This window comes from uncultured Parabacteroides sp., assembly GCF_947855115.1.
In the GTDB taxonomy this organism is placed as follows: domain Bacteria; phylum Bacteroidota; class Bacteroidia; order Bacteroidales; family Tannerellaceae; genus Parabacteroides.
Window position 1 is genome coordinate 1 of the sequence record NZ_CANTZW010000007.1, and the last position, 21191, is coordinate 21191.

At 49.3% G+C, this 21191-nt stretch carries 19 protein-coding genes; 7 read left to right on the top strand and 12 right to left on the bottom strand.

The window, feature by feature from the left end; all coding sequences use genetic code 11:
• Positions 1–175 precede the first annotated feature (175 nt).
• Positions 176–715 (bottom strand): RNA polymerase sigma-70 factor, encoded by a 540-nt coding sequence (locus tag Q0110_RS06485; RefSeq protein ID WP_366139655.1) that lies wholly within the window; start codon positions 713–715, stop codon positions 176–178.
• Positions 716–972: 257 nt separating this feature from the next.
• Here Q0110_RS06485 and Q0110_RS06490 point away from each other — a divergent pair, with 257 nt between their 5' ends.
• Complete coding sequence (locus tag Q0110_RS06490) at positions 973–3228, top strand: inorganic phosphate transporter (protein WP_297904503.1); 2256 nt, start codon at positions 973–975, stop codon at positions 3226–3228.
• 56 nt (positions 3229–3284) lie between these two features.
• Here Q0110_RS06490 and Q0110_RS06495 read toward each other — a convergent pair whose 3' ends face one another.
• The gene (locus Q0110_RS06495; RefSeq protein ID WP_297904506.1) at positions 3285–4157 is read right to left on the bottom strand and encodes a hypothetical protein; all 873 of its coding nucleotides are present in this window, start codon (positions 4155–4157) and stop codon (positions 3285–3287) included.
• Between the two features lie 197 nt (positions 4158–4354).
• On the opposite strand from Q0110_RS06495, the gene Q0110_RS06500 reads away from it, so the two are divergent.
• The 3 genes from Q0110_RS06500 to phnW are packed head-to-tail and all read left to right on the top strand — an operon-like array spanning position 4355 to position 7643.
• Positions 4355–5698 (top strand): DUF5690 family protein, encoded by a 1344-nt coding sequence (locus Q0110_RS06500; protein ID WP_297904508.1) that lies wholly within the window; start codon positions 4355–4357, stop codon positions 5696–5698.
• A 35-nt stretch (positions 5699–5733) separates the two neighbouring features.
• Positions 5734–6528 (top strand): phosphonoacetaldehyde hydrolase, encoded by a 795-nt coding sequence (phnX, locus tag Q0110_RS06505; RefSeq protein WP_297904510.1) that lies wholly within the window; start codon positions 5734–5736, stop codon positions 6526–6528.
• 29 nt (positions 6529–6557) lie between these two features.
• Positions 6558–7643, top strand: a complete 1086-nt coding sequence (phnW, locus tag Q0110_RS06510; protein ID WP_297904511.1) for a 2-aminoethylphosphonate--pyruvate transaminase — start codon at positions 6558–6560, stop codon at positions 7641–7643.
• On the opposite strand, the gene Q0110_RS06515 is transcribed toward phnW, so the two are convergent.
• From Q0110_RS06515 to dapB, 4 genes are read right to left on the bottom strand one after another with little or no spacing between them, the layout of a single operon-like run.
• The gene (locus tag Q0110_RS06515) at positions 7627–8256 is read right to left on the bottom strand and encodes a WbqC family protein (RefSeq protein ID WP_297904512.1); all 630 of its coding nucleotides are present in this window, start codon (positions 8254–8256) and stop codon (positions 7627–7629) included. The two genes, phnW and Q0110_RS06515, sit on opposite strands and share 17 nt — an antisense overlap.
• A 2-nt stretch (positions 8257–8258) precedes the next feature.
• On the bottom strand, positions 8259–9119 hold the full coding sequence (gene lepB, locus Q0110_RS06520; protein WP_297904514.1) for a signal peptidase I: 861 nt from the start codon (positions 9117–9119) through the stop codon (positions 8259–8261).
• Between the two features lie 24 nt (positions 9120–9143).
• Complete coding sequence (locus tag Q0110_RS06525) at positions 9144–10541, bottom strand: S26 family signal peptidase (RefSeq protein ID WP_297904516.1); 1398 nt, start codon at positions 10539–10541, stop codon at positions 9144–9146.
• A 16-nt stretch (positions 10542–10557) separates the two neighbouring features.
• Positions 10558–11274, bottom strand: a complete 717-nt coding sequence (gene dapB / locus Q0110_RS06530) for a 4-hydroxy-tetrahydrodipicolinate reductase (protein WP_297904518.1) — start codon at positions 11272–11274, stop codon at positions 10558–10560.
• Between the two features lie 153 nt (positions 11275–11427).
• Between dapB and Q0110_RS06535 the strand changes: the two genes are divergently transcribed.
• Positions 11428–12708 carry a DUF2851 family protein gene (locus Q0110_RS06535; RefSeq protein ID WP_297904520.1) on the top strand — a complete coding sequence of 427 codons (1281 nt, stop codon included), beginning with the start codon at positions 11428–11430 and terminating at the stop codon, positions 12706–12708.
• Here Q0110_RS06535 and Q0110_RS06540 read toward each other — a convergent pair.
• Together Q0110_RS06540 and Q0110_RS06545 are read right to left on the bottom strand one after the other, a co-directional pair.
• Positions 12692–13066, bottom strand: a complete 375-nt coding sequence (locus Q0110_RS06540) for a hypothetical protein (RefSeq protein WP_297904522.1) — start codon at positions 13064–13066, stop codon at positions 12692–12694. The two genes, Q0110_RS06535 and Q0110_RS06540, sit on opposite strands and share 17 nt — an antisense overlap.
• Positions 13050–13301 carry a hypothetical protein gene (locus Q0110_RS06545; protein ID WP_297904524.1) on the bottom strand — a complete coding sequence of 84 codons (252 nt, stop codon included), beginning with the start codon at positions 13299–13301 and terminating at the stop codon, positions 13050–13052. Before Q0110_RS06545 ends, Q0110_RS06540 begins: the two co-directional genes overlap by 17 nt.
• Before the next feature lie 126 nt (positions 13302–13427).
• On the opposite strand from Q0110_RS06545, the gene Q0110_RS06550 reads away from it, so the two are divergent.
• Complete coding sequence (locus Q0110_RS06550) at positions 13428–15341, top strand: Ig-like domain-containing protein (RefSeq protein WP_297904526.1); 1914 nt, start codon at positions 13428–13430, stop codon at positions 15339–15341.
• Positions 15283–16149, top strand: coding sequence for a DUF3108 domain-containing protein (locus Q0110_RS06555; RefSeq protein ID WP_297904528.1), 867 nt, complete (start codon positions 15283–15285; stop codon positions 16147–16149). The genes Q0110_RS06550 and Q0110_RS06555 overlap by 59 nt, the downstream gene beginning before the upstream one ends.
• A gap of 14 nt (positions 16150–16163) precedes the next feature.
• Here Q0110_RS06555 and Q0110_RS06560 read toward each other — a convergent pair whose 3' ends face one another.
• Genes Q0110_RS06560 through Q0110_RS06575 form a run of 4 tightly spaced genes read right to left on the bottom strand, consistent with a single transcriptional unit; the run spans position 16164 to position 21184 of the window.
• Positions 16164–16571, bottom strand: a complete 408-nt coding sequence (locus Q0110_RS06560; RefSeq protein WP_297904843.1) for a PaaI family thioesterase — start codon at positions 16569–16571, stop codon at positions 16164–16166.
• Positions 16572–16576: 5 nt separating this feature from the next.
• A complete protein-coding gene (cysS, locus tag Q0110_RS06565; RefSeq protein WP_297904530.1) occupies positions 16577–18052 on the bottom strand; it encodes a cysteine--tRNA ligase in 1476 nt (491 codons plus the stop codon).
• A gap of 27 nt (positions 18053–18079) precedes the next feature.
• Positions 18080–18793 (bottom strand): ABC transporter ATP-binding protein, encoded by a 714-nt coding sequence (locus tag Q0110_RS06570; protein ID WP_297904532.1) that lies wholly within the window; start codon positions 18791–18793, stop codon positions 18080–18082.
• A gap of 24 nt (positions 18794–18817) precedes the next feature.
• Positions 18818–21184 (bottom strand): ABC transporter permease, encoded by a 2367-nt coding sequence (locus Q0110_RS06575; protein WP_297904534.1) that lies wholly within the window; start codon positions 21182–21184, stop codon positions 18818–18820.
• Positions 21185–21191 lie beyond the last annotated feature (7 nt).

Sequence of the window (21191 nt, forward strand, 5' to 3'; positions counted from 1 at the left end):
GATGAGACGGGGCACGCCCCGTCTCTACAACTAGGTAAATACAATCGTTGATTATTGGATTGGGGTAATATAGTTTGTGTTTGGTTGTTATGTTAGAAATTTATTGGGTGATTTGTTGTTGGTGGCGTTGGGGTGTGTGATGGTTGGGGGATGATGGGTTGGGGCGACAGTTGGTTTAGGTGTTGATTTCTTTTGCTAAGGATTCTCTTAGTTTACGGATGGCGGTGGCGATATGGGCTTCTAGGGTTTTTACTGATATTTCGAGGATGTTGGCTGCGTCCTTGTATTTCATCTTATCCTCACGGATCAGTTTAAAAGCCATCTTGCATTTGTCCGGCAGGGTATCGATCGCCTCGTTTAGATGGTCGATACATTCTTTGGAAATAAGTTCCTCCTCGGGAGTAGTATCGGTATGCGCGAATAAATCAATCGTATTCTCGTCTATCTGCACTTTCTCTATATGTTGCGTGCGGTATAGGCTGATCGCTTTGTGGCGGGCTATGCCATAGATATAAGAATCGATGTTAGAAATCTCGGGCAATGATTTCCGGTTGTTCCAAAGACACAGGAACGTATCGGATACGATCTCCTCGGCTTCTACGGAAGAAGGTACATAGAGAGAGGTAAACCGCATTAACCTCTGAAAGTAGGCTAAGTAAAGCGATTTGAAAGCTGCTTGAGAATCGGATAACGCGATTTCACAGACCCATTGTATTATTTCATTGGAGTGTTTTTCCAAATAACCAGAATGTTGTTAACTTATTTCCCTTCTAAATATATAGTCGCAAATGTATATAAAAACCCTTAGTGGATCTATCCTTTAAAATAGAAATACCGGGAGTTAATTCCAAGTAGGTTTCATATCTGCTTGTTTTTGAATGCGATCTGCGTGTTGTAATAGTATTGTAATATCTATGTAACGGGCACGAAACAATTGTTTCAGAACTTTGCGCAAGAATTATAACAATCAGTATGGAAACATTTTATTTGTTTTTGGTCATATTTCTGTTTGTATTGGCCATCGTAGATTTGTCGGTCGGTGTTAGTAACGATGCCGTGAATTTCTTAAATTCTGCTATTGGTGCGAAAGCCGCATCTTTTAAAGTCATTATCACCATTGCCGCCGTTGGAGTCTTTGTCGGCGCGGCCTTATCCAACGGTATGATGGATATCGCCCGGCACGGTATCTATCAACCCCAGCATTTTTATTTCTCGGAGATCATGTGTATCCTAGCCGCCGTTATGCTTACGGATGTGGTGTTGCTGGATATATTTAACTCGTTGGGTATGCCTACCTCTACGACGGTATCCATGGTGTTCGAGTTGGTGGGTGGAACGGTCGCTATCGCCTTGGTGAAGATCGCCAGTTCTGCCGGGGCCTTGCAATTGGGCGATTTGTTGAACACCGAGAAGGCCTTTACCGTGATTCTAGGTATTTTCCTCTCCGTGGCGATCGCGTTCTTCTTCGGTACGATCGTACAGTATCTCTCCCGAATCCTCTTCTCGTTTAATTATAAGAAAAGCTCTAAGTATTTTATAGGCCTGTTCGGTGGTTTGGCCGCTACGTCCATCATTTATTTTATGTTGATAAAAGGATTGAAAGATAGTTCTTTCATGACAGCCGAGCTGAAGGATATGATTTATTCGAACACAGGAATGATCGTCTTGGGCTGCATGATCTTCTTTACGATCTTGATGCAGGCTTTACATTGGCTGAAAGTGAATGTCTTTAAGATTGTTATCCTGATGGGTACGTTTGCCTTGGCTTTAGCTTTCGCCGGGAATGACTTGGTGAATTTCATTGGTGTGCCTCTGGTAGGCTATTCTTCTTATATGGATCTGATGGCCCAAGGGGGAACTACCACCACGGATACATTCTTGATGACCTCCTTGCTGGGGCCGGCCCAGACCCCTTGGTATTTCCTGGTAGGTTCCGGAGTTGTGATGGTAATCGCTCTGGCTACCTCTAAGAAAGCGCAGAACGTGGTGAAAACCTCATTAGACCTGTCTCGGCAGTCGGATGGAGAGGAGTCTTTCGGCACATCGCCCGTCGCACGCGTATTGGTACGGAATTGCAGCAATATATCTGCTACGATATTAAGTATCGTGCCGGCTCCGGTTAAGAGCTGGGTGGATAGCCGTTTTGACCAAAGCCAGATGATCATGGATGACAAGGCCAGCTTCGACTTGGTACGCGCCTCGGTAAACGTGGTTTTGTCCGGATTGCTGATCGCCTTGGGAACTTCCTTGAAATTGCCTTTATCCACGACCTACGTGGCTTTCATGGTCGCTATGGGTACTTCGTTGGCAGACCGTGCTTGGGGGCGTGAGAGCGCCGTATATCGCATCACAGGCGTATTGTCCGTGATAGGCGGTTGGTTCATTACGGCGGGAGCTGCCTTTACGATCTGTTTCGTTGTCGCCCTTTTGATTTATTGGGGAGGTATCCCGGCCTTGGCCGCTATGATCGGCTTGGCGATCTACTCGTTGGTTCGCAGCCATTTCGCTTATAAGGCGAAATTGCGGAAGGAAGCTTTGAAAGAGGAGGTGAACTCTACGGTGTCTAAGCTTCGCAAGGCTACGGATACCCGTGAGGCGCTAGCCTTGTTCCGCGAGCATAGCCGCGAGGAACTGCAATCCGACTTGGATTTTACGGCAGAGGTATTTGACAAGGCCGTGAATGGGTTCATGAACGAGAACCTTCGCGACTTGCGCAAGGTATTGACTGCCGTGGAGGAGAAGAAGATCCACCTGAAACAGGTGAAGCGTGTCGGTACGCTCGGGGTCACCCAGTTGGATCACGATATCGCCGTGGAGAAAGGGCTTTATTACTATCAGAGCAATGATTTCGCCAGTGAGATCGTGTTTAGCATCCGGCGTCTGGCAGAACCGATGAAGGATCATATCGATAATAATTTCAATCCGCTGAGCCAGGTGCAGAAAGAGGATTTCGGCAAGGTATCGGTACGGATTATTTCTTTCCTGAGAAATTGCGCTGCCATGATCCGTAAGAATGACTATATGGGCTTTGAGGAGCTGATCGCGGAGTCGGTCACCTTGATGAATCAGCTTACCGCCTTGAAGAAGGGGGAACTGAAGCGCATCCAGGGACAGTCTGGCAGTACGAAGGTGAGCATGGTTTACTTGAGTATGGTACAAGAGGCCCAGAACGTGGTTTCTTTTACGGCGAACCTTTTGAAAGTGAGCAGGAAGTTCCAGAAGGAATAATTAATCCTTATTATATGGGGATGGTGGGAGACGGGGCATGCCCCGTCTCTACTTGTTTATAGGGCGAGCATCTTTTTCTCTTTGATCAGGTCGCTCTCGTCCATCCGCAGGGAGGGAACTGTACACATCTTGATGAAGTCTCCGGCTTGGCAGGTATAATCATAGTAGGCCTGTTGTTCCGGGGTGAAATCTTCTTTATCGATCAGTCCGCTTTTCCGGCTCATGAACTCCTCGATCTCCGTGCTCCCGGATTCCTTGATCAGGAGGATACGGCGGGCTACCGGGTTGCGGTTGTAATCTTGCCCGATGTATAAGCCCCGTAATTGGCGGGGATTCTTGAAAAACGGTATTTGCAGGTATATCGTTACCAACGTGAGCTGGAGAGCTTGGTCCTCGTTCAGCATGCAATGGAAGTTTTGCGGGTCGGGCATGATCCCGAAACCCCATTGGGCTTCCCCGTATGCGCTGATCCGTCCTACGCGGACTTGGTTGTCCGAGGGGGCGAACAGGAACGGTTCCATCTTGAGGCAGTCTGAGGAGGAAGAAAGGCTGTAGCTGGTATAGATCCCCTTGAAAGCCTCTACCTTGGGGGCCGCGAGCCGTATTTCCTCCATTAGTTGCTTGGCGAGAGGATTATCCTTTAGGCCATCCGGCTCGGCCAGCTCCATCTCGTCGAGGTGGAGGATCATTTCATCTATGTTGGAGAGCAAACGTTTTTTCGATACGTTGTTCACCAAGGCGAGAGCCGAGTCTAGCGCTTCTTCCGCGGGATAACTCTTGATTCCCTCGAGATAATGGGGCAACACGGTCGTATACAAGGAAGACAATACGCTGGGGGCCATATCGACCCAGTCGGCTATCTCTTTCATCTTAACCCCGTTGCTCCGTAGATATTCGATCTTTCGATAGAGTTCCTGAAGATTGTCCATGCGTTCATATTCTTGATTTATATTGCAAAATAAGAGGAGATATGTTGCGTTTCCGTTTCATGAATGTTACATAAATGTTTCTTTATGATTTGTTGATTTACAATTAGATATTAATAATATACATTCATGTGTTCAGTAATATGTCTGTAACATGGCAACCGTACTTTTGCCTCCGGAAATAAAAACGACAGAAGACTATGGACACTGCGATACAGGCAAATAAGACATCCCGGAGACGGGTTTCCGATTTTCTTTTCATCCTATGGGCCGGAGGAGCCGCCTTACTCTCCTACTCCTTGGTATATATGTTGCGCAAGCCTTATACGGCGGCCGCTTTCGAGGATCTGGAGGTTTTTAATATGGATTACAAGGTGGCGGTTACGATCGTGCAGATCTTGGGATACGTGGCATCGAAGTTCATGGGGATTAAATTGATCTCGGAGTTACGGAGGGAGGAGCGCCTGCGGTTTATCCTGATGTCTGTGGTGATGGCGGAGCTCTCGTTGATATTCTTCGGGTTGCTCTCGGCGCCTTACAACATAGCGGCGATGTTCCTGAACGGGCTTTCGCTGGGATGTATGTGGGGGATTATTTTCAGTTTCATCGAGGGGCGCAGGATGACGGATATCCTCGCCAGCTTGCTGGGGGTAAGCATGGTGGTCAGCTCCGGTACGGCGAAATCTGTAGGCTTGTACGTGATGGATACGTGGCAGGTAAGCGAGTTCTGGATGCCGGCCTTGATCGGGGCGGTAGCGTTGCCCTTGCTGGCCTTGCTGGGATATGCGTTGAACCGGCTTCCGCAACCCACGGAGGAGGACATCGCCCTGAAGTCGGAGCGCGAGACCTTGAACGGGCAGCAGCGTTGGGAGCTTTTCAGGAACTTCATGCCTTTCTTGGTCATGCTTTTCGTGGCGAATATCGCGATCGTGGTCTTGCGGGATATCAAGGAGGATTTCTTGGTGAATATCATCGATATGTCTGATTACTCACCTTGGTTGTTCACGCAAATAGACAGCGTGGTGACCTTGATCATCTTGGCGGTCTTCGGCCTGATGGTCTTCGTGAAAGATAACTTGAAGGCGCTTTCCATCTTATACGGCTTGATTATCGCGGGTATGGTGGTCATGGCCTTCGTGTCGTTCGGGCAGGAGCGGATGCGACTGAGCCCGGTGACGTGGCTTTTCTTGCAGAGCCTTTGCCTGTATATGGCTTATTTGACGTTCCAGACTATTTTCTTCGACCGTTTCATCGCTTGCTTCAAGATACGGGGGAACGTGGGTTTCTTTATCGTCTTGACTGATTTCCTGGGCTACACGGGTACGATACTGGTGTTGGTGCTTAAGGAGTTCGTGGGGACGAAAGTAGACTGGGCGGTATTTTATAACCAGCTTGCCGGGTATGTGGGGATCTTTTGTTGCGCCACTTTTGTCGCTTCCTTCGTATATTTGCGGCAACGCTATCGCAAGGAGGTTACCCAAGGCGGGCGAGAGGAGATGGGTGCGCTTGAGCCTGCCGGAGACAATGTTTTTACGATCGCTTAAACGAAGGAATTTATTAAATACGATACATTCAGAATATGAAGAAGATTTCAGGTGTCATTATGGATTGGGCTGGTACAGCCGTGGATTATGGATGCTTCGCTCCGCTGAACGCTTTCCTCAAGGTATTCTCGGAAGAGAAAGGGATTGATATCACTTATCGGCAGGCCCGCGAGCCGATGGGCCTGTTGAAGATCGATCATATCAAGGCGATCTTGAGCATGCCGGAGGTGAATGAGAAGTTCCGTGCCTTGTATAAGAGGGACTGGAACAAGGAGGACGTAGACCAGATGTACGCTAGTTTCGAGAAACATTTGTTTGCCTCCTTGGAGGATTTCACCACCCCGATACCGGGGGTCTTGGATACGATGGCGCTTCTGCGAGAGCAGGGGATAAAGATCGGGTCTACGACCGGGTATACGGCAAGGATGATGGAGGTGGTCCGTCCCGGGGCCGAGGCCAAAGGATATAAGGTAGATAATCTGGTGACACCAGACGGGCTTCCGGCCGGTCGCCCCGCTCCGTATATGATCTATAAGAATATGATCGACTTGGCGATTCCTTCCGTGGAGCAGGTCGTGAAAGTGGGGGATACGATCGCTGATATCAAGGAAGGCGCGAACGCTAAGGTATGGAGCGTCGGTATCGTGACCGGCAGCAACGAGATGGGCGTGAGCGAGGAGGAATATAACAGCCGCCCGGCGGAAGAATGGGAGCCTTTGAAGAAGGAGGTCCGTGAGCGTATGTTGGCGGCGGGGGCGCATTTCGTCTTGGATACGATCGCGGAGTTACCCGCTTGCATCGAGGAGATTAATAACAGGATTCAAGGATAAAAAACAGGAATAGAACAGAGGATAATCATATGAGAAACTATTTATTATTGACACCGGGCCCGTTGAGTACCTCGCAGACGGTACGCGAGGCCATGCTCCAAGATTGGTGCACGTGGGATAAGGATTATAACGAGGGGGTTGTTACCCCGATCCGTAAAGGCTTGCTGGCGATAGCGGGGTTGGACGAAGATGAGTATACCGATGTCTTGTTGCAAGGTAGCGGGACGTATTGCGTGGAAGCTACGATCGGGGCGGCGGTTCGCCCGGAGGATAAATTATTGATCCTCGCCAATGGCGCTTATGGCAAGCGTATGGCGCAGATCGCCGACTATTACCATCTTGATTACGTGCTGGTCTCTTTGCATGAGACGGAACTGGTGACCGGCGAGGTAGCACGCCGTGCCTTGGAAGAGCATCCCGGTATCACGCATCTCTCGATGGTACATAGCGAGACCACGACCGGCTTGCTGAACCCGATCGAGGAGGTGGCCGAGGTGATCAAAGGCCGGGGGATTACCTTTATCGTGGATGCGATGAGTAGCTTTGGTGGTGTCCCTATCGATGTGAAAGGCTTGGGTATCGACTTCTTGGTCAGCAGCGCAAACAAATGTATCCAGGGAGTTCCCGGTTTCGGCTTTATCCTTGCCAAGAAAGAGAAATTGATGGCGACGAAGGGGAATGCCCGCTCTCTTTCCTTGGATATTTACGCTCAGTGGGAGGCGATGGAGAAAGGGGGAGGCAAATGGCGTTTCACGTCTCCGACGCACGTCGTTCACGCTTTCTACCAAGCAATGAAGGAACTGAACGAGGAAGGCGGCATCGCGGCCCGTTATAAGAGATACCAGGAGAACCACCGGGTATTGGTGGAAGGAATGCGCGGGCTGGGCTTCGAGACCTTGCTGCCCGATAACGCCCAAGGCCCTATTATCACCTCCTTCTTATACCCTTCTGCCGATTTCGATTTCGCCTCATTCTACGCACGTCTGAAAGAGAAAGGCTTCGTGATCTACCCAGGCAAGATCTCGGACGCCGATACATTCCGTATCGGTAATATCGGAGATATCTTCCCCAAAGATATGGAGGCTTTGATACAGGCGATTAAGGAGATTGGGTAATCGATGCTCGTAAGGTAACAAGTCCTTCCGGGCCCATATTGAACAACAAATCAGCTATGCTTAGATTGGGGAGGAAGCCGAATTTCTCCCGGAATACTTGGTAATAAGGTTCCGGGTGGAAGGCGGGGTCTTCCCCTTCGTGCTTCGGACGGATCGCTTCCCTGAAATCGCTGGCTACCTCCGGCTCGTAACGTTCGGTGTAGACGATATGGGGTTGTATGTCCAGCAAGTCGCAGACTAGGCGGCGCAATTCCTCGTTGAAGTCTAGCAGGAACTCATACTTTTTCTCGTAAAAAGGGGCGAAATCATCGGCGTAATACTCAAAGAACGGGCTCATGTTGTAGGCCGATACCAAGGCGTTCCAGTGCAAATGCCGCCAGTTTCCGTGATCCGAGATGCGGATATCCTTGGTCTGGCATTTTAGGGTATCCGGCTTGACGACCGGGATGGAGAGAGAGAGAGGTCCGTTTGCCGCGGCGATGATACAGCGGTTACGGTAGGTTTGCTTCACATAATTCTCGGCAGTCTCGATACGGACTTCCGGGTATTGGAGCATCTTACAATATTGTTGTACGGGGCCTAGATAGGCTGTCGCTATATATACGGGTTGCATGATTAATGAACAGGTTTAAAGATTCGTCGCTTGTCGGGGCTGTACCAGCAGAACCAAGCGTTGCCGACGATATGGTCGGCCGGGATAAAACCGAGATGGCGGGAATCCACCGCCTCGTTAGCATTATCGGACAACACCCAGTAGTAATCTTGCTGGAAATAGAGAAAATTAGTCTCCCTTCCGTCTAGGTATAATTTCCCGTCGCGGAAAGAAGCCTTGCCTCCCGTCTCCTGCATGATGATCTCCTTGCAGGCGGTGAGCGAGGCGGCGTCCAGTGGGTAAGCTTGGCCTTTCTGGGGGACGATCAGCATGTATTCTTGCATTTGCTCCCCGATAAAATGGCGGTTTATCACGTCGGGCAATTCCTCTCTCATTTGATATTCCTCGAAAGCCGTGAGGCTGAGCATACAACCGAAATTCTCCTGCCTGAAATCCCTGAGCGGGATACCCAGTTTCTTTAAGGTCTCCAAGAATATGTCCTTGGCACTCAGTGTTATGAAATAGGAACTGAGGGAACGGGGAGAACGGGGAATTTTTTGCCCGTTTATCGTATATCCGTCCATACTGACCAATATCGTATCGCCCGGCATGCCGATACAACGGCTGATAAACAAAGGCGCCTCTAAGGAATCTCGTGAGAGTGGGCTGGTAAAAAGTACGACCTTACCCCGGACCGGTTTACTCTTCCCCGGGATCTTGTTGACCAAGATATAATCACCTTTATGCAAGGTCTCTTCCATGGAGTCCGTAGAGATATGATAAGATTCTATGCAGAAAATGCGTATGAGCATGACAATCCCCACGGCTAGCGCACAAGCCGCCAGCCATTTCGTGAGCGCTGTTTGGTGTCGTTGGGTTGTCATGGTACAAAGTTTTCGCCTCTTATTTTAATCTGGATGTACCCAGCGGAACAAACGGTTCCAGCGGATACCGCCGTCGAATAAGCTGCGATCCTTGTCTAAGGATAGCCAAACCAAGATCGGCTTACCGACAATGTGATCCTCGGGAACAAAACCCCACGAGCGGCTATCCGCGCTGTTATGGCGGTTATCGCCCATCATCCAATAATAATCGTATTTAAACGTATAGGAAGTCTCGGGTTTGCCGTTGATATAAACCTTGCCATCCTTTACTTCCAGAGAGTTGTTCTCGTAGTTCTTGATGCAACGGCTATACAGCGCCAGGTTACGTTCATCCAATGGAATGGTAGCCCCTTTCTTGGGGATCCAAAGTGGCCCGAAGTTATCGCGGGTCCAGCCGGTATCGTACCCGACCGGATAAGTAGGCCCTCCCAATGTCTCCGGCTCGATGATGATCTTTTTCACGGAAGGAAGTTTTTCCGCTATCGCCAAGGCCTTTTTCGTGAGTGGCAGGCGGTATACCGGGTTGTACTGTCCGCTTGCGGTGGGCGTGAAGCCTAGGTACGACAATAAGTTTTGATAATAACCGCCGCTGGAAGCCAGCATACGGTCGTCCTTGCTTACGTCCATCAGACGGAATTGCTCCTCCGTGATCGGGGAACCGTCTGTCTCGATGAAGTAATTAAACTGCATGTCTTTCGGGTTTTCGGCGGGCTTGCCGTCTATGTAGACTTGGTTGTCTATGAGCTGGAGCGTATCACCCGGCATGCCGATGCAACGTTTCACGTAGTTCTCCCGCTTGTCGACCGGACGGTACATCACCTCGCCGAACGTAGCCTTGTCCAATAAGATACGTTCCCTTCCGTATTCCTCGATCAAGGAGTAGTAATCCGGGTTCTGTACTTTCACGGCGATCGTATCGCCGGCGGGGAAATTGAACACTACGATGTCATTACGTTTCACGTGCCCCAGGCCTTTTACCCGTTTGTAGCCCCATTCCGGCCAATCCAGGTACGATTTGCAGTTTAAGACAGGCAACGTGTTTTGTACCAGCGGGAAGGAGATCGGGGTGTTCGGTACGCGGGGACCGTAGCTCAATTTGCTGACGAACAGGTAATCCCCCACCAGCAACGATTTCTCTAGGGAAGAACTCGGTATCTGATAGTTCTGGAAGACGAACAAGTTGATGAAATAAACGGCTACCAGCGCGAATACAATATCGTCTACCCATTCCAATATGTTGCGTACCGTCGGGTTCTTGGATTGTTTCCAGGCTCCCCAAGGGATGTAGTGCGTCAGGAATATATCGACTACGACGATTAATCCCAGTAGTAACCATAAGTTTTGCATCCAGAGAGTGAACAGCGTGTATAATACAGCCGCTATGCTAAACTTGATCCATTGTTTTTTCGTGAACTTCTTCATCTTTTAGCTGATACGTTTAGAATTTGAATAAGTCATTCATGCCTAGGAAACCTTTCTTTCCGGCGGTAAACTCTGCCGCTATCACGGCGCCCAACGCAAATCCGGCACGGCTCTTGGCATCATGTTTGATACTGATCGTGTCTACGTCCGATTCGTAGGTAATCTCATGAATACCCGGGACCTCCCCCTCGCGTATGGCGTGGATCGGCAGGTCGGTCTTTTTCTCGGCGGTCTCTAAAACCCAACACTCCTTGCGGTCGATATTCTCCAGGATACCCTCGGCCAGCGTGATAGCCGTTCCGCTCGGGGCATCCAGCTTGTGGATATGGTGAACTTCCGTCATCCTGACATCGTAAGAAGGGAAGTTATTCATGATCTTTGCCAGGTATTTGTTCAAGGCGAAGAAAATATTCACGCCGATGCTGAAATTGGAGGCGTAGAAGAAGGTCTTATCCTCTTTCTCGCATTTTTCCTTGATCTCGCCGATACGGTCTAGCCAACCGGTAGTACCCGATACGACCGGAACGCCTACCTCGAAACATTTCATGTAGTTATTGAAAGCGGTGGCCGGGGTGGTGAACTCGATCGCTACGTCGGCGCTTTTGAACGCTTCCGAATATATATCCTCCGCGTTATTAATATCTATGATGGAAACAATTTGATGTCCTCTCTGGATGGCGATCTGCTCGATCGTTTTGCCCATCTTCCCGTAGCCTATAAGTGCAATCTTCATACTTTAAAATAATTGAGAATTGATAATTGAAAATTGAGAATCAAGCAAGTCTGCTCATTTTCAATTCTCAATTTTTAATTATCAATTGGTTTATGTCGCAAATATACAGAAAATGAATTACATTTGAATCCAAAATCTTAACTCTGAAAGAATATGGAACGTTTATTACACTATGTTTGGAAATACAAACTCTATGCGAGCGCTACATTGACTACCTCTGAGGGGTTTCCTGTTGTCGTGATCGACCCCGGGACGCAAAACACGGATGCCGGCCCCGACTTTTTCAACGCCAAGATAAAGATTGATGGCACGGTATGGGCCGGAAGCGTGGAGATCCACGAGAAAGCTTCCGACTGGTCGCTCCACCATCATGATTCGGATAAGGCGTACGATTCTGTTATCTTACATGTTGTGGCTGTAAATGACGTTGCTATACGGCGTATGAATGGAGAGTTGATTACCCAGCTAGTCTTGCCTGTACCGGAATCTGTCCGGAGGAGTATCGAGTGGTTGCAGGCAAGAGAAATACCCATTCCCTGCCTTGGTCAGATCCAAGAAATAAGCCCCGTGCATCTGGCCTCCTGGATGGATGCTTTGCTGAGCGAGCGGCTGGAACGAAAAGCCGGGGATATATACCGCCTGCTCGACCAGTATCAGGAGGATTGGAACGAGGTATTCTATATACTGCTGACCCGGAGTTTTGGTTTTGGCGTGAATAACGACGCTTTCGAGTGGTTGGCGAAAAGTCTTCCCCTGCGATATATCCAAAAACAAAGGGCTAGTGAATCACAAGTAGAGGCGATGCTTTTCGGGCAAGCGGGAATGCTTTCGGAGGAGGGTTCCTGCCATTATTATCGTTTGCTGAGGCGGGAATATGAGTTTCTTCGCTATAAGTTCGGGCTTAAGCCTTTGGATGAGTCTTTGTTCAAGAGCCTTCGTATCCGTCCGACAAATTTTCCTCACGTGAAACTGGCGCAATTGGCTGCGATCTGGCATCGGTACGATACCTTGTTCTCGATAATCCTGTCGGCTTCCTCTCCTAAAGAGATCAAGGATTATCTCCGTATCCGTCCTTCGGATTATTGGAAAAACCACTATCATTTTCAATACGTCTCGGTGGAGAAAGATAAGATGATTGGGGAAAATACCTTGGATATCCTGTTGATCAATACGGTAGTCCCCCTGCTGTTCGCTTATGGCGAGCGGAATAAACTTCCTGAGTATTGCCTGCGGGCGACCCGTCTTTTGGGGAGCATCCCACCGGAACGAAACCATATCGTAACCGCTTTCATCCAATCCGGTATCCAAGTCCGTAACGCCGGCGACACGCAATCGCTCATCCAGTTAAAACGAGAATATTGTGAGAAACGAAAGTGCTTGTATTGCCGGATTGGATTCAGGCTGTTGAGACGAAGCGTTAATCCTCTTCTTTGATAAGGGAGTGTATGTGTTTGCCGTCTTTGTGGTTGTTGGTGATATAACGTATGATATACTTATCCTCTTTCCTGTTGAAGAAAACATACCAAGTCGTATGTTTACTACTTTTTCGTTTGAAAAAAGAATATTGTAAATCTTTTCCATATCGATTAAATCTATTTTTCATCGTGGAAGAAAGATTGTAATGAGGAATATACGGTAAGGTCTGTATAAAGTTTAATATATCGTCAATCATCATATCCGCATATTCGATATATGAATAATAGCTCTTTTCGAATAAGGTATCGGCTAAATCTAATAAATAAGCTGTTATCTCTTCGGGAATAACAACTTTGGCATTAATCTTTTCGTGCATACTTATGATTAAAGTGTTTTCTTAGTTCTTGTTTTGCGTGTATTCTGAATTCTTCGATAGTTAGGCTTCTTTCCCAGTCTTGTTCAAACTTATCTACTTGATTGTCGGATAACTTTACCCCTAGTTGTTTCAATACAGGATTAATCATATCCCCATATTTCTTTAAATCGATGCGGACATAACGGTTGTTTCCTGCCGCGTCTTTCTCCAATTCGATACCTGATACTTCTGACATAGTTGTTCTATTTAGTTGGTGGTTATACGTCTATTAGATGCAAAGATAGATTAATTAGCGTATATATCCTTATCGTTCACGGGATTTTTCCCTATTTTTGCCTTCCAATTGAAATGTGAATATTGGATGGAAGATAAATATGTGAGAAATAGTTGGCGGTTCTTTATGGGGGCTCTCCTGCTGGTCGTACTGTATTCCTGCGCGAATATGGCCTCCCCGAACGGGGGGCCTTATGATGAGACGCCACCTAAGTTTATAAGCAGTACGCCATTGCCCAACCAGGTAAATTATAAGGGAAAGGAGGTGGAGATAATCTTTGATGAATTGATCCAGATCGATAAGCCTACCGAGAACGTGATCATCACCCCGCCCCAGATGGAACTGCCCGTTATCCGGGCGAATGGCCGGAAGGTGATGATCGAGCTGATGGATACACTAAAGGAGAACACGACCTATACGATAGACTTTACCAATTCAATCTCCGACAATAATGAGAAAAACGTACTGGAGAACTACTCATTCGCGTTCGCTACCGGCGAGTCTATCGATAGCTTGGAGGTATCCGGTATCTTGCTGAACGCCGAGAACCTAGAACCTATGCCGGGTATTACGATAGGCGTGCATACGAATCTGGAGGATTCTGCCTTTACTACTTTACGGTTTGTCCGTACTTCCCGCACGAACGATAAGGGAGAGTTTACGATTCGTAACATGGCCCCCGGCACGTACCGGATCTATGCCTTGGAAGATGTGATGCGCTCCTATAAGTATAGCCAGCCCGGGCAGCAGATTGCTTTTTGCGATTCCTTGATCGTCCCCGCCTTTGAGTTGACCAGCCGCCAAGACACGATTTGGAAAGACAGCCTGACGATCGATACGATCATGACGGTAGGTTATACCCGCTTTACGCCAGACAATATCGAGATGCGCCTGTTCAAGGAAAATGTCGAGCGGCAATATATGTTGAAGCCGGAACGTACGGACGAGAAAATCCTCACCTTGCGTTTCAATGCCTCCTTGGATACCGTCCCGGTGCCGGTCCCGTTAAATTTTACTCCGGCAGATAGCGATTGGTATTTCTTGCAGACAGCGGAGGAAGGAAAAGCCGTGCATTATTGGTTGACCGATTCCTTGATCTGGATGCAAGATACGTTGCGTGTGGAGGTAAGTTACCCGAAAAGCGATTCCCTGAATATACTTCGTCCGCAGACGGATACGGTACAGTTTACCATACGTCGCCGTCCGGTAGAGAAGAAGAAAAAGAAAAAAGACGATGAGCCGGAACCTATCGAGTTCCTGGGAATGAACATAAACGCCTCCGGCCCTATCAACCTGTATGATACGGTCTCTATCACGTTTAGCGAACCTGTGCTGGGATTGACGAAAGAGCATTTCTTCTTGGATCAGAAGGTGGATACGCTTTGGGAAGCCGTGGATTTCGATTTCTTCCCGGATACGGTAAATTCCTTGAATTTCTTTATCAAGCGCCCGTGGAATTATGGTGAGGAATATCGTTTGGAGATAGACTCTGCCACGATATTCAGCGCCTATGGTAAATGGAACGATGTGTATAGCGGGGAGTTCAAGATCAAGAAGGAGGATGAGTACGGGCATCTGTATATTAATATAGTAGGTGCGGATACTACCGCTTTCGTGGAATTATTAAATAGTAATGACCAGCCGATCCGTAAGGTTAAGGTGAAAGATGGCGGGGCGCTTTTCATGGACTTGAAACCGGATAAATACTATGCCCGCCTGGTATTAGACGCGAACGATAACGGCGAGTGGGACACCGGCGATTACGCCGAGAAGCGACAGCCGGAAATGGTCTTCTATTGTCCGAAGATGTTCAATATCATGCAGAACTGGCAGGTAGAGGAGACCTGGAATATCAAGGCTACACCGATGAGACGGCAAAAGCCGATCGATATCACGAAGAATAAACCGAAGGAGCTAACGAAAAAGAAAAGAGATTACAAAAATGAGGGAACACAATCTTCGTCCAATAGGAACAGTGGTATGGGCGGCTTGCGCTTCTAAACTGTATATATACGTTTTCTTTTTGTGCGTGGCGGGCCTGATGCCTTTGCGGGCACAAACCTTGCCATTGTCTCATGGGGAACGGGTGGATTACGATCTCTATTTTAAATGGGGCCTGATCATGTCGAAAGCTGGGCTGGCCACCCTTTCCGTGAAAGAATCGGAATACCAAGGAGCACCGTCATGGCATTATAACTTGTTGTTCCGCTCTGCCGGCGTGATCGAGAAAGTTTTCAAGATGCGCGATACGATGGACTGCCATTACTCGAAGGAACCCCGGCTCTTGTTCAGCTCGAAGCGCACGAACGAAGGGGATTATTACTTGGTGGATAACCTCCTCTTTGAGTATCAAGGGAGTGGCCGGGTCGAGATTCATTCGCACCGCCATACATTAAAGGAGACGAAGATAGACACGATGCTGATGGCGAAAGGGCGTGTGTTCGATATGTTGGGGGCTACGATGTATCTTCGTTCGCTGGATTGGCAGACGATGAGATACGGCTCGGAGTTTCCTTTCGTGATCGCTATCGGCCGCGACCTCGTGAACGCCCGTTTCCGCTATACGGGGCAACAGATTGTCGAGCATAAAGAGGTGAAATTCCGTACCCGCCATTTCTATATCGATATATACGATGAGGCATTTACCCAAGCCAAGGAAGCTGCGGAGGTCTGGATCGGAGATGACGGGAATCATATCCCGGTAAAAATCCGGGCAAAGTTAAAGATCGGGGCCGCAGAAGTCTACTATAAAGACTCCTATAACCTACGCGCCCCGCTTACTTGCCGTATCGTGATGCAAAAGAAATAACCGTTCACACAATTCTACTTCAACGGTTCGAAAGGCAATACCGTGTCTTTCCGGTAGCCTGTGCCGTTGAAGGTGGCGATTAATTCTCCGTGCTCGTTCGTGATTCGTACTTCGCAGTTTGCCAATCTTTTGTGGCTGAAAGCTTCCTTGGCCTCCGCATATAAATATCCTTGGCTCTCGGCCTTGAAGAAATTGATGCTGGAGGTGATAGACAAGGTCAGGCGAGCGTGGCTGTTGGTCGCAGCGGCGAACGCCAGATCCGCCAAGGTAAAGATCGCCCCGCCTTGGCATACGCCGCCTCCGTTCAGGTGCTCCGGTTTGATAAGCATACGTGCTTTGGCGTAGCCGTTAGCGGCTTCCAGCAATTCTACGCCTGCCAGCAAAGCGAATTTATCGCCTTGAAGAAACTCTTGGATCGTCATAATCTTTAGTTGTTTAATTTCCATTCAGCGCCGTCCTTGGTATCCTTGATCTCGAATCCCATCGCGGTCAGTTCGTTACGGATTTTATCGGAGGTCGCCCAGTCCTTATTCGCCTTGGCTTGCTGGCGGATGGATAACAATAAGTCCACGGCCTTGCCAAAAGCCTCGTAATGGTTACCGCCGGCAGAAGCCTCGTCTTTCATGCCAAGGATATCAAACAAGAATAAATGGAATACCTCTCGCAATTCTTTCAAGTCTTCCCCGGATATCGTAGCCTTGCCGTCTTTTATGGAGTTGATCGCACGGCTAGCGTCGAATAGATGAGAGATTACGATCGGCGAGTTCAAGTCATCATTCATCGCCTCGTAGCATTTCTCGCGAAGACCCCTCGTATCGACAGTAGAAGCAGCGGAAGGCTGCAATTTCATCAGATGACCGTAAGCCTCCATCAAGCGAGACAAACCCTTCTCGGCCGCCTGCAAAGCCTCGTTGCTGAAATCGACCGTGCTGCGGTAATGCGCCTGCAAGATGAAGAAACGGATCGTCATGGCAGAATAAGCCTGTCGCAACATCGGGTGATCACCCGTGAAGAACTGCTCCAGCGTGATGAAATTACCTAATGACTTACCCATCTTCTGCCCGTTGATAGTAATCATATTGTTGTGCATCCAATAATGAACCATATCATCCCCTTGAGAGGCCACGGCTTGCGCGATCTCGCACTCATGATGCGGGAAGATCAAATCCATGCCACCCCCGTGGATATCGAAATGCTCTCCGAGGTATTTCTTGCCCATGGCGGTACATTCGCAGTGCCAGCCGGGGAAACCGTCGCTCCACGGAGACGGCCAACGCATGATATGCTCCGGCTGGGCGCATTTCCAAAGGGCGAAGTCTATCGCGTTATGCTTCTCGTCTTGCCCGTCCAGCGCACGGGTGGTATTCAACATATCCTCGATATTCCGGCCGGAAAGGATACCGTATTTATGATCCTTGTTATATTTCTCCACGTCGAAATATACGGAACCTTGGCTCTCGTAAGCGTAGCCGTTATCCAGTATCTTCTTGACCAACTCGATTTGCTCGATGATATGCCCGGAAGCATGCGGCTCGATGCTGGGAGGAAGTACGTTCAGCGCGTCCATCGCCTGATGATAGCGGTTGAGGTAATATTGCACCACCTCCATCGGCTCCAACTGTTCAAGCCGTGCTTTCTTGGCGATCTTGTCCTCTCCGTCGTCCGCGTCGTGCTCCAGATGTCCGACATCGGTTATATTGCGTACATAACGTACTTTATATCCTAGATGAGTGAGGTAACGGAATAGCAAGTCGAACGTGATCGCCGGGCGCGCGTGCCCCAGATGAGCGTCACCATAAACCGTAGGGCCACATACATACATACCTACATGCGGCTCATGCAGGGGTTTGAAAGGCTCCTTTTTTCTCGTAAGCGTGTTGTAAATACTCAATGGATGTTCCATATTCTATATATATTAAGAATCGCGAACTTACATAAAATCCTTGGTATTATCAAGCTGATCGTGAATAGTCTGTAGTTTTCCGTCCGCAATTTTCCCGTCGAAAAGATGGATGATGCGGTCGGCATATCCGGCATCGTGTCTGGAATGGGTTACCATTACGATCGTGGTTCCCGCCCTGTTCAACTCGGTAAGCAACTCGATCACCTCTTTGCCGTTCTTCGAGTCGAGGTTACCGGTAGGCTCATCGGCCAGGATCAGCTTGGGATGGTCGATCACGGCCCGGGCGATGGCTACCCGTTGTTGCTGGCCTCCGGAGAGCTGCCTCGGGTAATGTTTCGCGCGATGGCCGATTCCCATCCGGGCCATTGTCTCCTCGATCCTCCGTTTGCGTTCGTTGGCCGGTACCCCCGTGTACAGGAGCGGCAGCTCGATATTCTCATAGACATTCAATTCCTCGATCAAATTAAAACTCTGGAATACGAAGCCGATCACGCCTTTACGGGCGTTGACCCGCTTTGCTTCCGTATATCGAGACACATCCACCCCCTCCAGGTAATAACTCCCGCCTGTCGGGTTATCCAACAAGCCAAGGATATTCAACAGTGTCGATTTACCACAGCCCGAAGGCCCCATAATGGCGACAAACTCACCCTTCTTCACTTCTATGCTTACGTTGTTCAACGCCCATGTCTCCACCTCGTCCGTGCGGAATACCTTTTGTAAATTCTCGGTCTTTATCATATGTTTAAATTTTTCTTTCATTCGTTATTCACTCTTGATCACTTCCGACGGATTCTCGTTGGCCGCCTTAAATACCTGTTTCCAGATCGTAAATAGAACCATGCCGGTAATGGCGATAAATATCCCTGCCAACCACCAAGCCTGGATTTGGATGCGGTAGGCGTAGCCTTGCAGCCAGTAATCCATAACGAAATAGCCGATCGGGAAGGCGATAAGCCCGGCGATCGCGATCAATCGCATGTATTCCCTGAAAAACAGGAGAATGATCTCGGAAGCCTTCGATCCTACCACCTTCCGGATGGCGATCTCTTTACGCCTCCGTTTCGTGGAGGCCGTAGCGACCGCGTAGATGCCGAACAAGGAGATTAGCAAGCAGGCGAAAGCGAGGAACGAGAATATTTTCAGGCCGACCGTCTCGGACTGGTTCAATTGATCGTAGAGCGTACCGATCGGGGTGAGCCGGGTATCCGCCAGGGTTGGGTCGATCTTGGGCAGGAGTTCCGTTATGCGGCGTATGACGTTCCCTTCCTCGCCCGGTACGGCCCGGACGTACAGGTTATTCACCAAGCCTCCCGACGGGATGAATAGCATCGGATGGATGCGTTCCCGGAAGGATAACGTATGGAAATCCTTGACGACACCGACGATCTCGTATTCCTTGATAACACTGAAGTCTGACCACCACGGCATCCGGATGATACTGCCTACCGGGTTTTGCAGGCCCATGACACGAACCGCCGACTCGTTGAGCACGACACCTAGTTCGTTGCCCTCGGTCCACCATCGACCCGCTAGCATTTCTAGACCGAATGTCTCCCCAAACCGGTGGTCGGTTCCGTAGAGGTGGAAATCTACCTCCGTGTCCGGAGCTTTGCCTTCCCATTCTACATTCGTGAAGATCGCCATGGGATCGACATGATGTTGAGGCTTAAAGTTCGTGTCCGTGAAACTTTTGACTTGCGGCAGGGCGCTCAATTCCTGCATTAACGCGGATTCTATTTTCCCGGATACGTCCACGAAACCGGATAGCTGGATAAGCCCTTTCCGGTCGAATCCCAGGTCTTTTTGGCTAGCGAACCGCATTTGCTCCATGACAACCACCGACGCTACGATAAACAGGATGCTGATCACCAATTGCAGGGTCACGGCCATGCGGCGTAGCAAAAGGGGCTTGACCGTCTCTCTGGGGACGAGCGAGGTGGTTGCCGTATGGCTGAATCGTCCGAAGAATAGTAATCCGGCGAGTTGGATGATGAGGAACGTGCCTGCGCCGACCCCCGCGAAAAGGAACATGAGCCGGCCTGTTGCCAGATCGATCTCCAGCCACCGGGCGAAAAGCGGCTTGACTTGGATCACGAAGAGCGCGGTGACCGATAAAGACATGATCGCGGAACAGCCTAACTCCACCGACATTTGCCCGATCAGTTGCTTTCTTGTCGCGCCGTTGACCGTGCGCAAACGCCATTCCCGGACACGTTGCCGGAAAAGATCCATATAGGAATTCAAGAAATTGAAGATGGCGGCAAACAATAATAAGGCGCCGGATACGACGAACAGCCCGATGAAGTTTAAGGTGAAGGGGGTATCCTCGTTCAAGTGATGCCGGATCTCGCGGATGGGGAGTGCCCGTAGCTCGATTCCCTTGTTCACCCCGACGCGCTCGGGCAATTCTTTTAATGGGTTGGCGAGAGTCTTTGAGTCTGCGTTGGGATGGAGTTTCACGTACAGGTCTGTGACGAAGAAGCTCCATTGTGCCTCCGGCGGTAACTGGGAGAAATGCTGTATCATGTTATGGTCGATGATCGCGTCGAACGGTAAATTGGTATGGGCGGGCGGATCTTTTACCACCGCCGTGACGATATAAGGAGGCATGGAAGCTCTCATCAAGGTATGTACCGGTTGCCCGATCGCCTTTCCCGCGTCTCCAAATAGACGGATCGCCATGCTCTCGCTCAATATCATGTTATTGACGACTTGCAGCGGGTGATTGATCTCCCCGCAAACGAAGGCCTGCGGGAATACCTCTAAAAACGTGCTGTCTGTATAAAGCATGTTCATCTGGATATACGGAATCTCTTGGGTACGGCAGTTTTCCGGCGAGAGCATCAACACGGTGGAGGCCTCGATTGCCGGTATTTGCTCGCGCAGGCTGTTTTCGATACCTCTCGAGGCCCCTTTATTCACTTTCCCGGATTGTTTCTCGACGCTATAGACGCGGTAGATAGACTCGGAGTCTTTGTAGAAAGAGTCGTAGGTTGTCTCGTGATCCATCCAATAAAGTATGGGTACGAAACAGACGAGGGCGAAAGCCAGCCCTAAGATACTGATGGAGGAGCTGACTTTATACTTCCAGATGTTTTTGAAAGCGATGACGCAGTAGTGTGTTAGCATGATAATT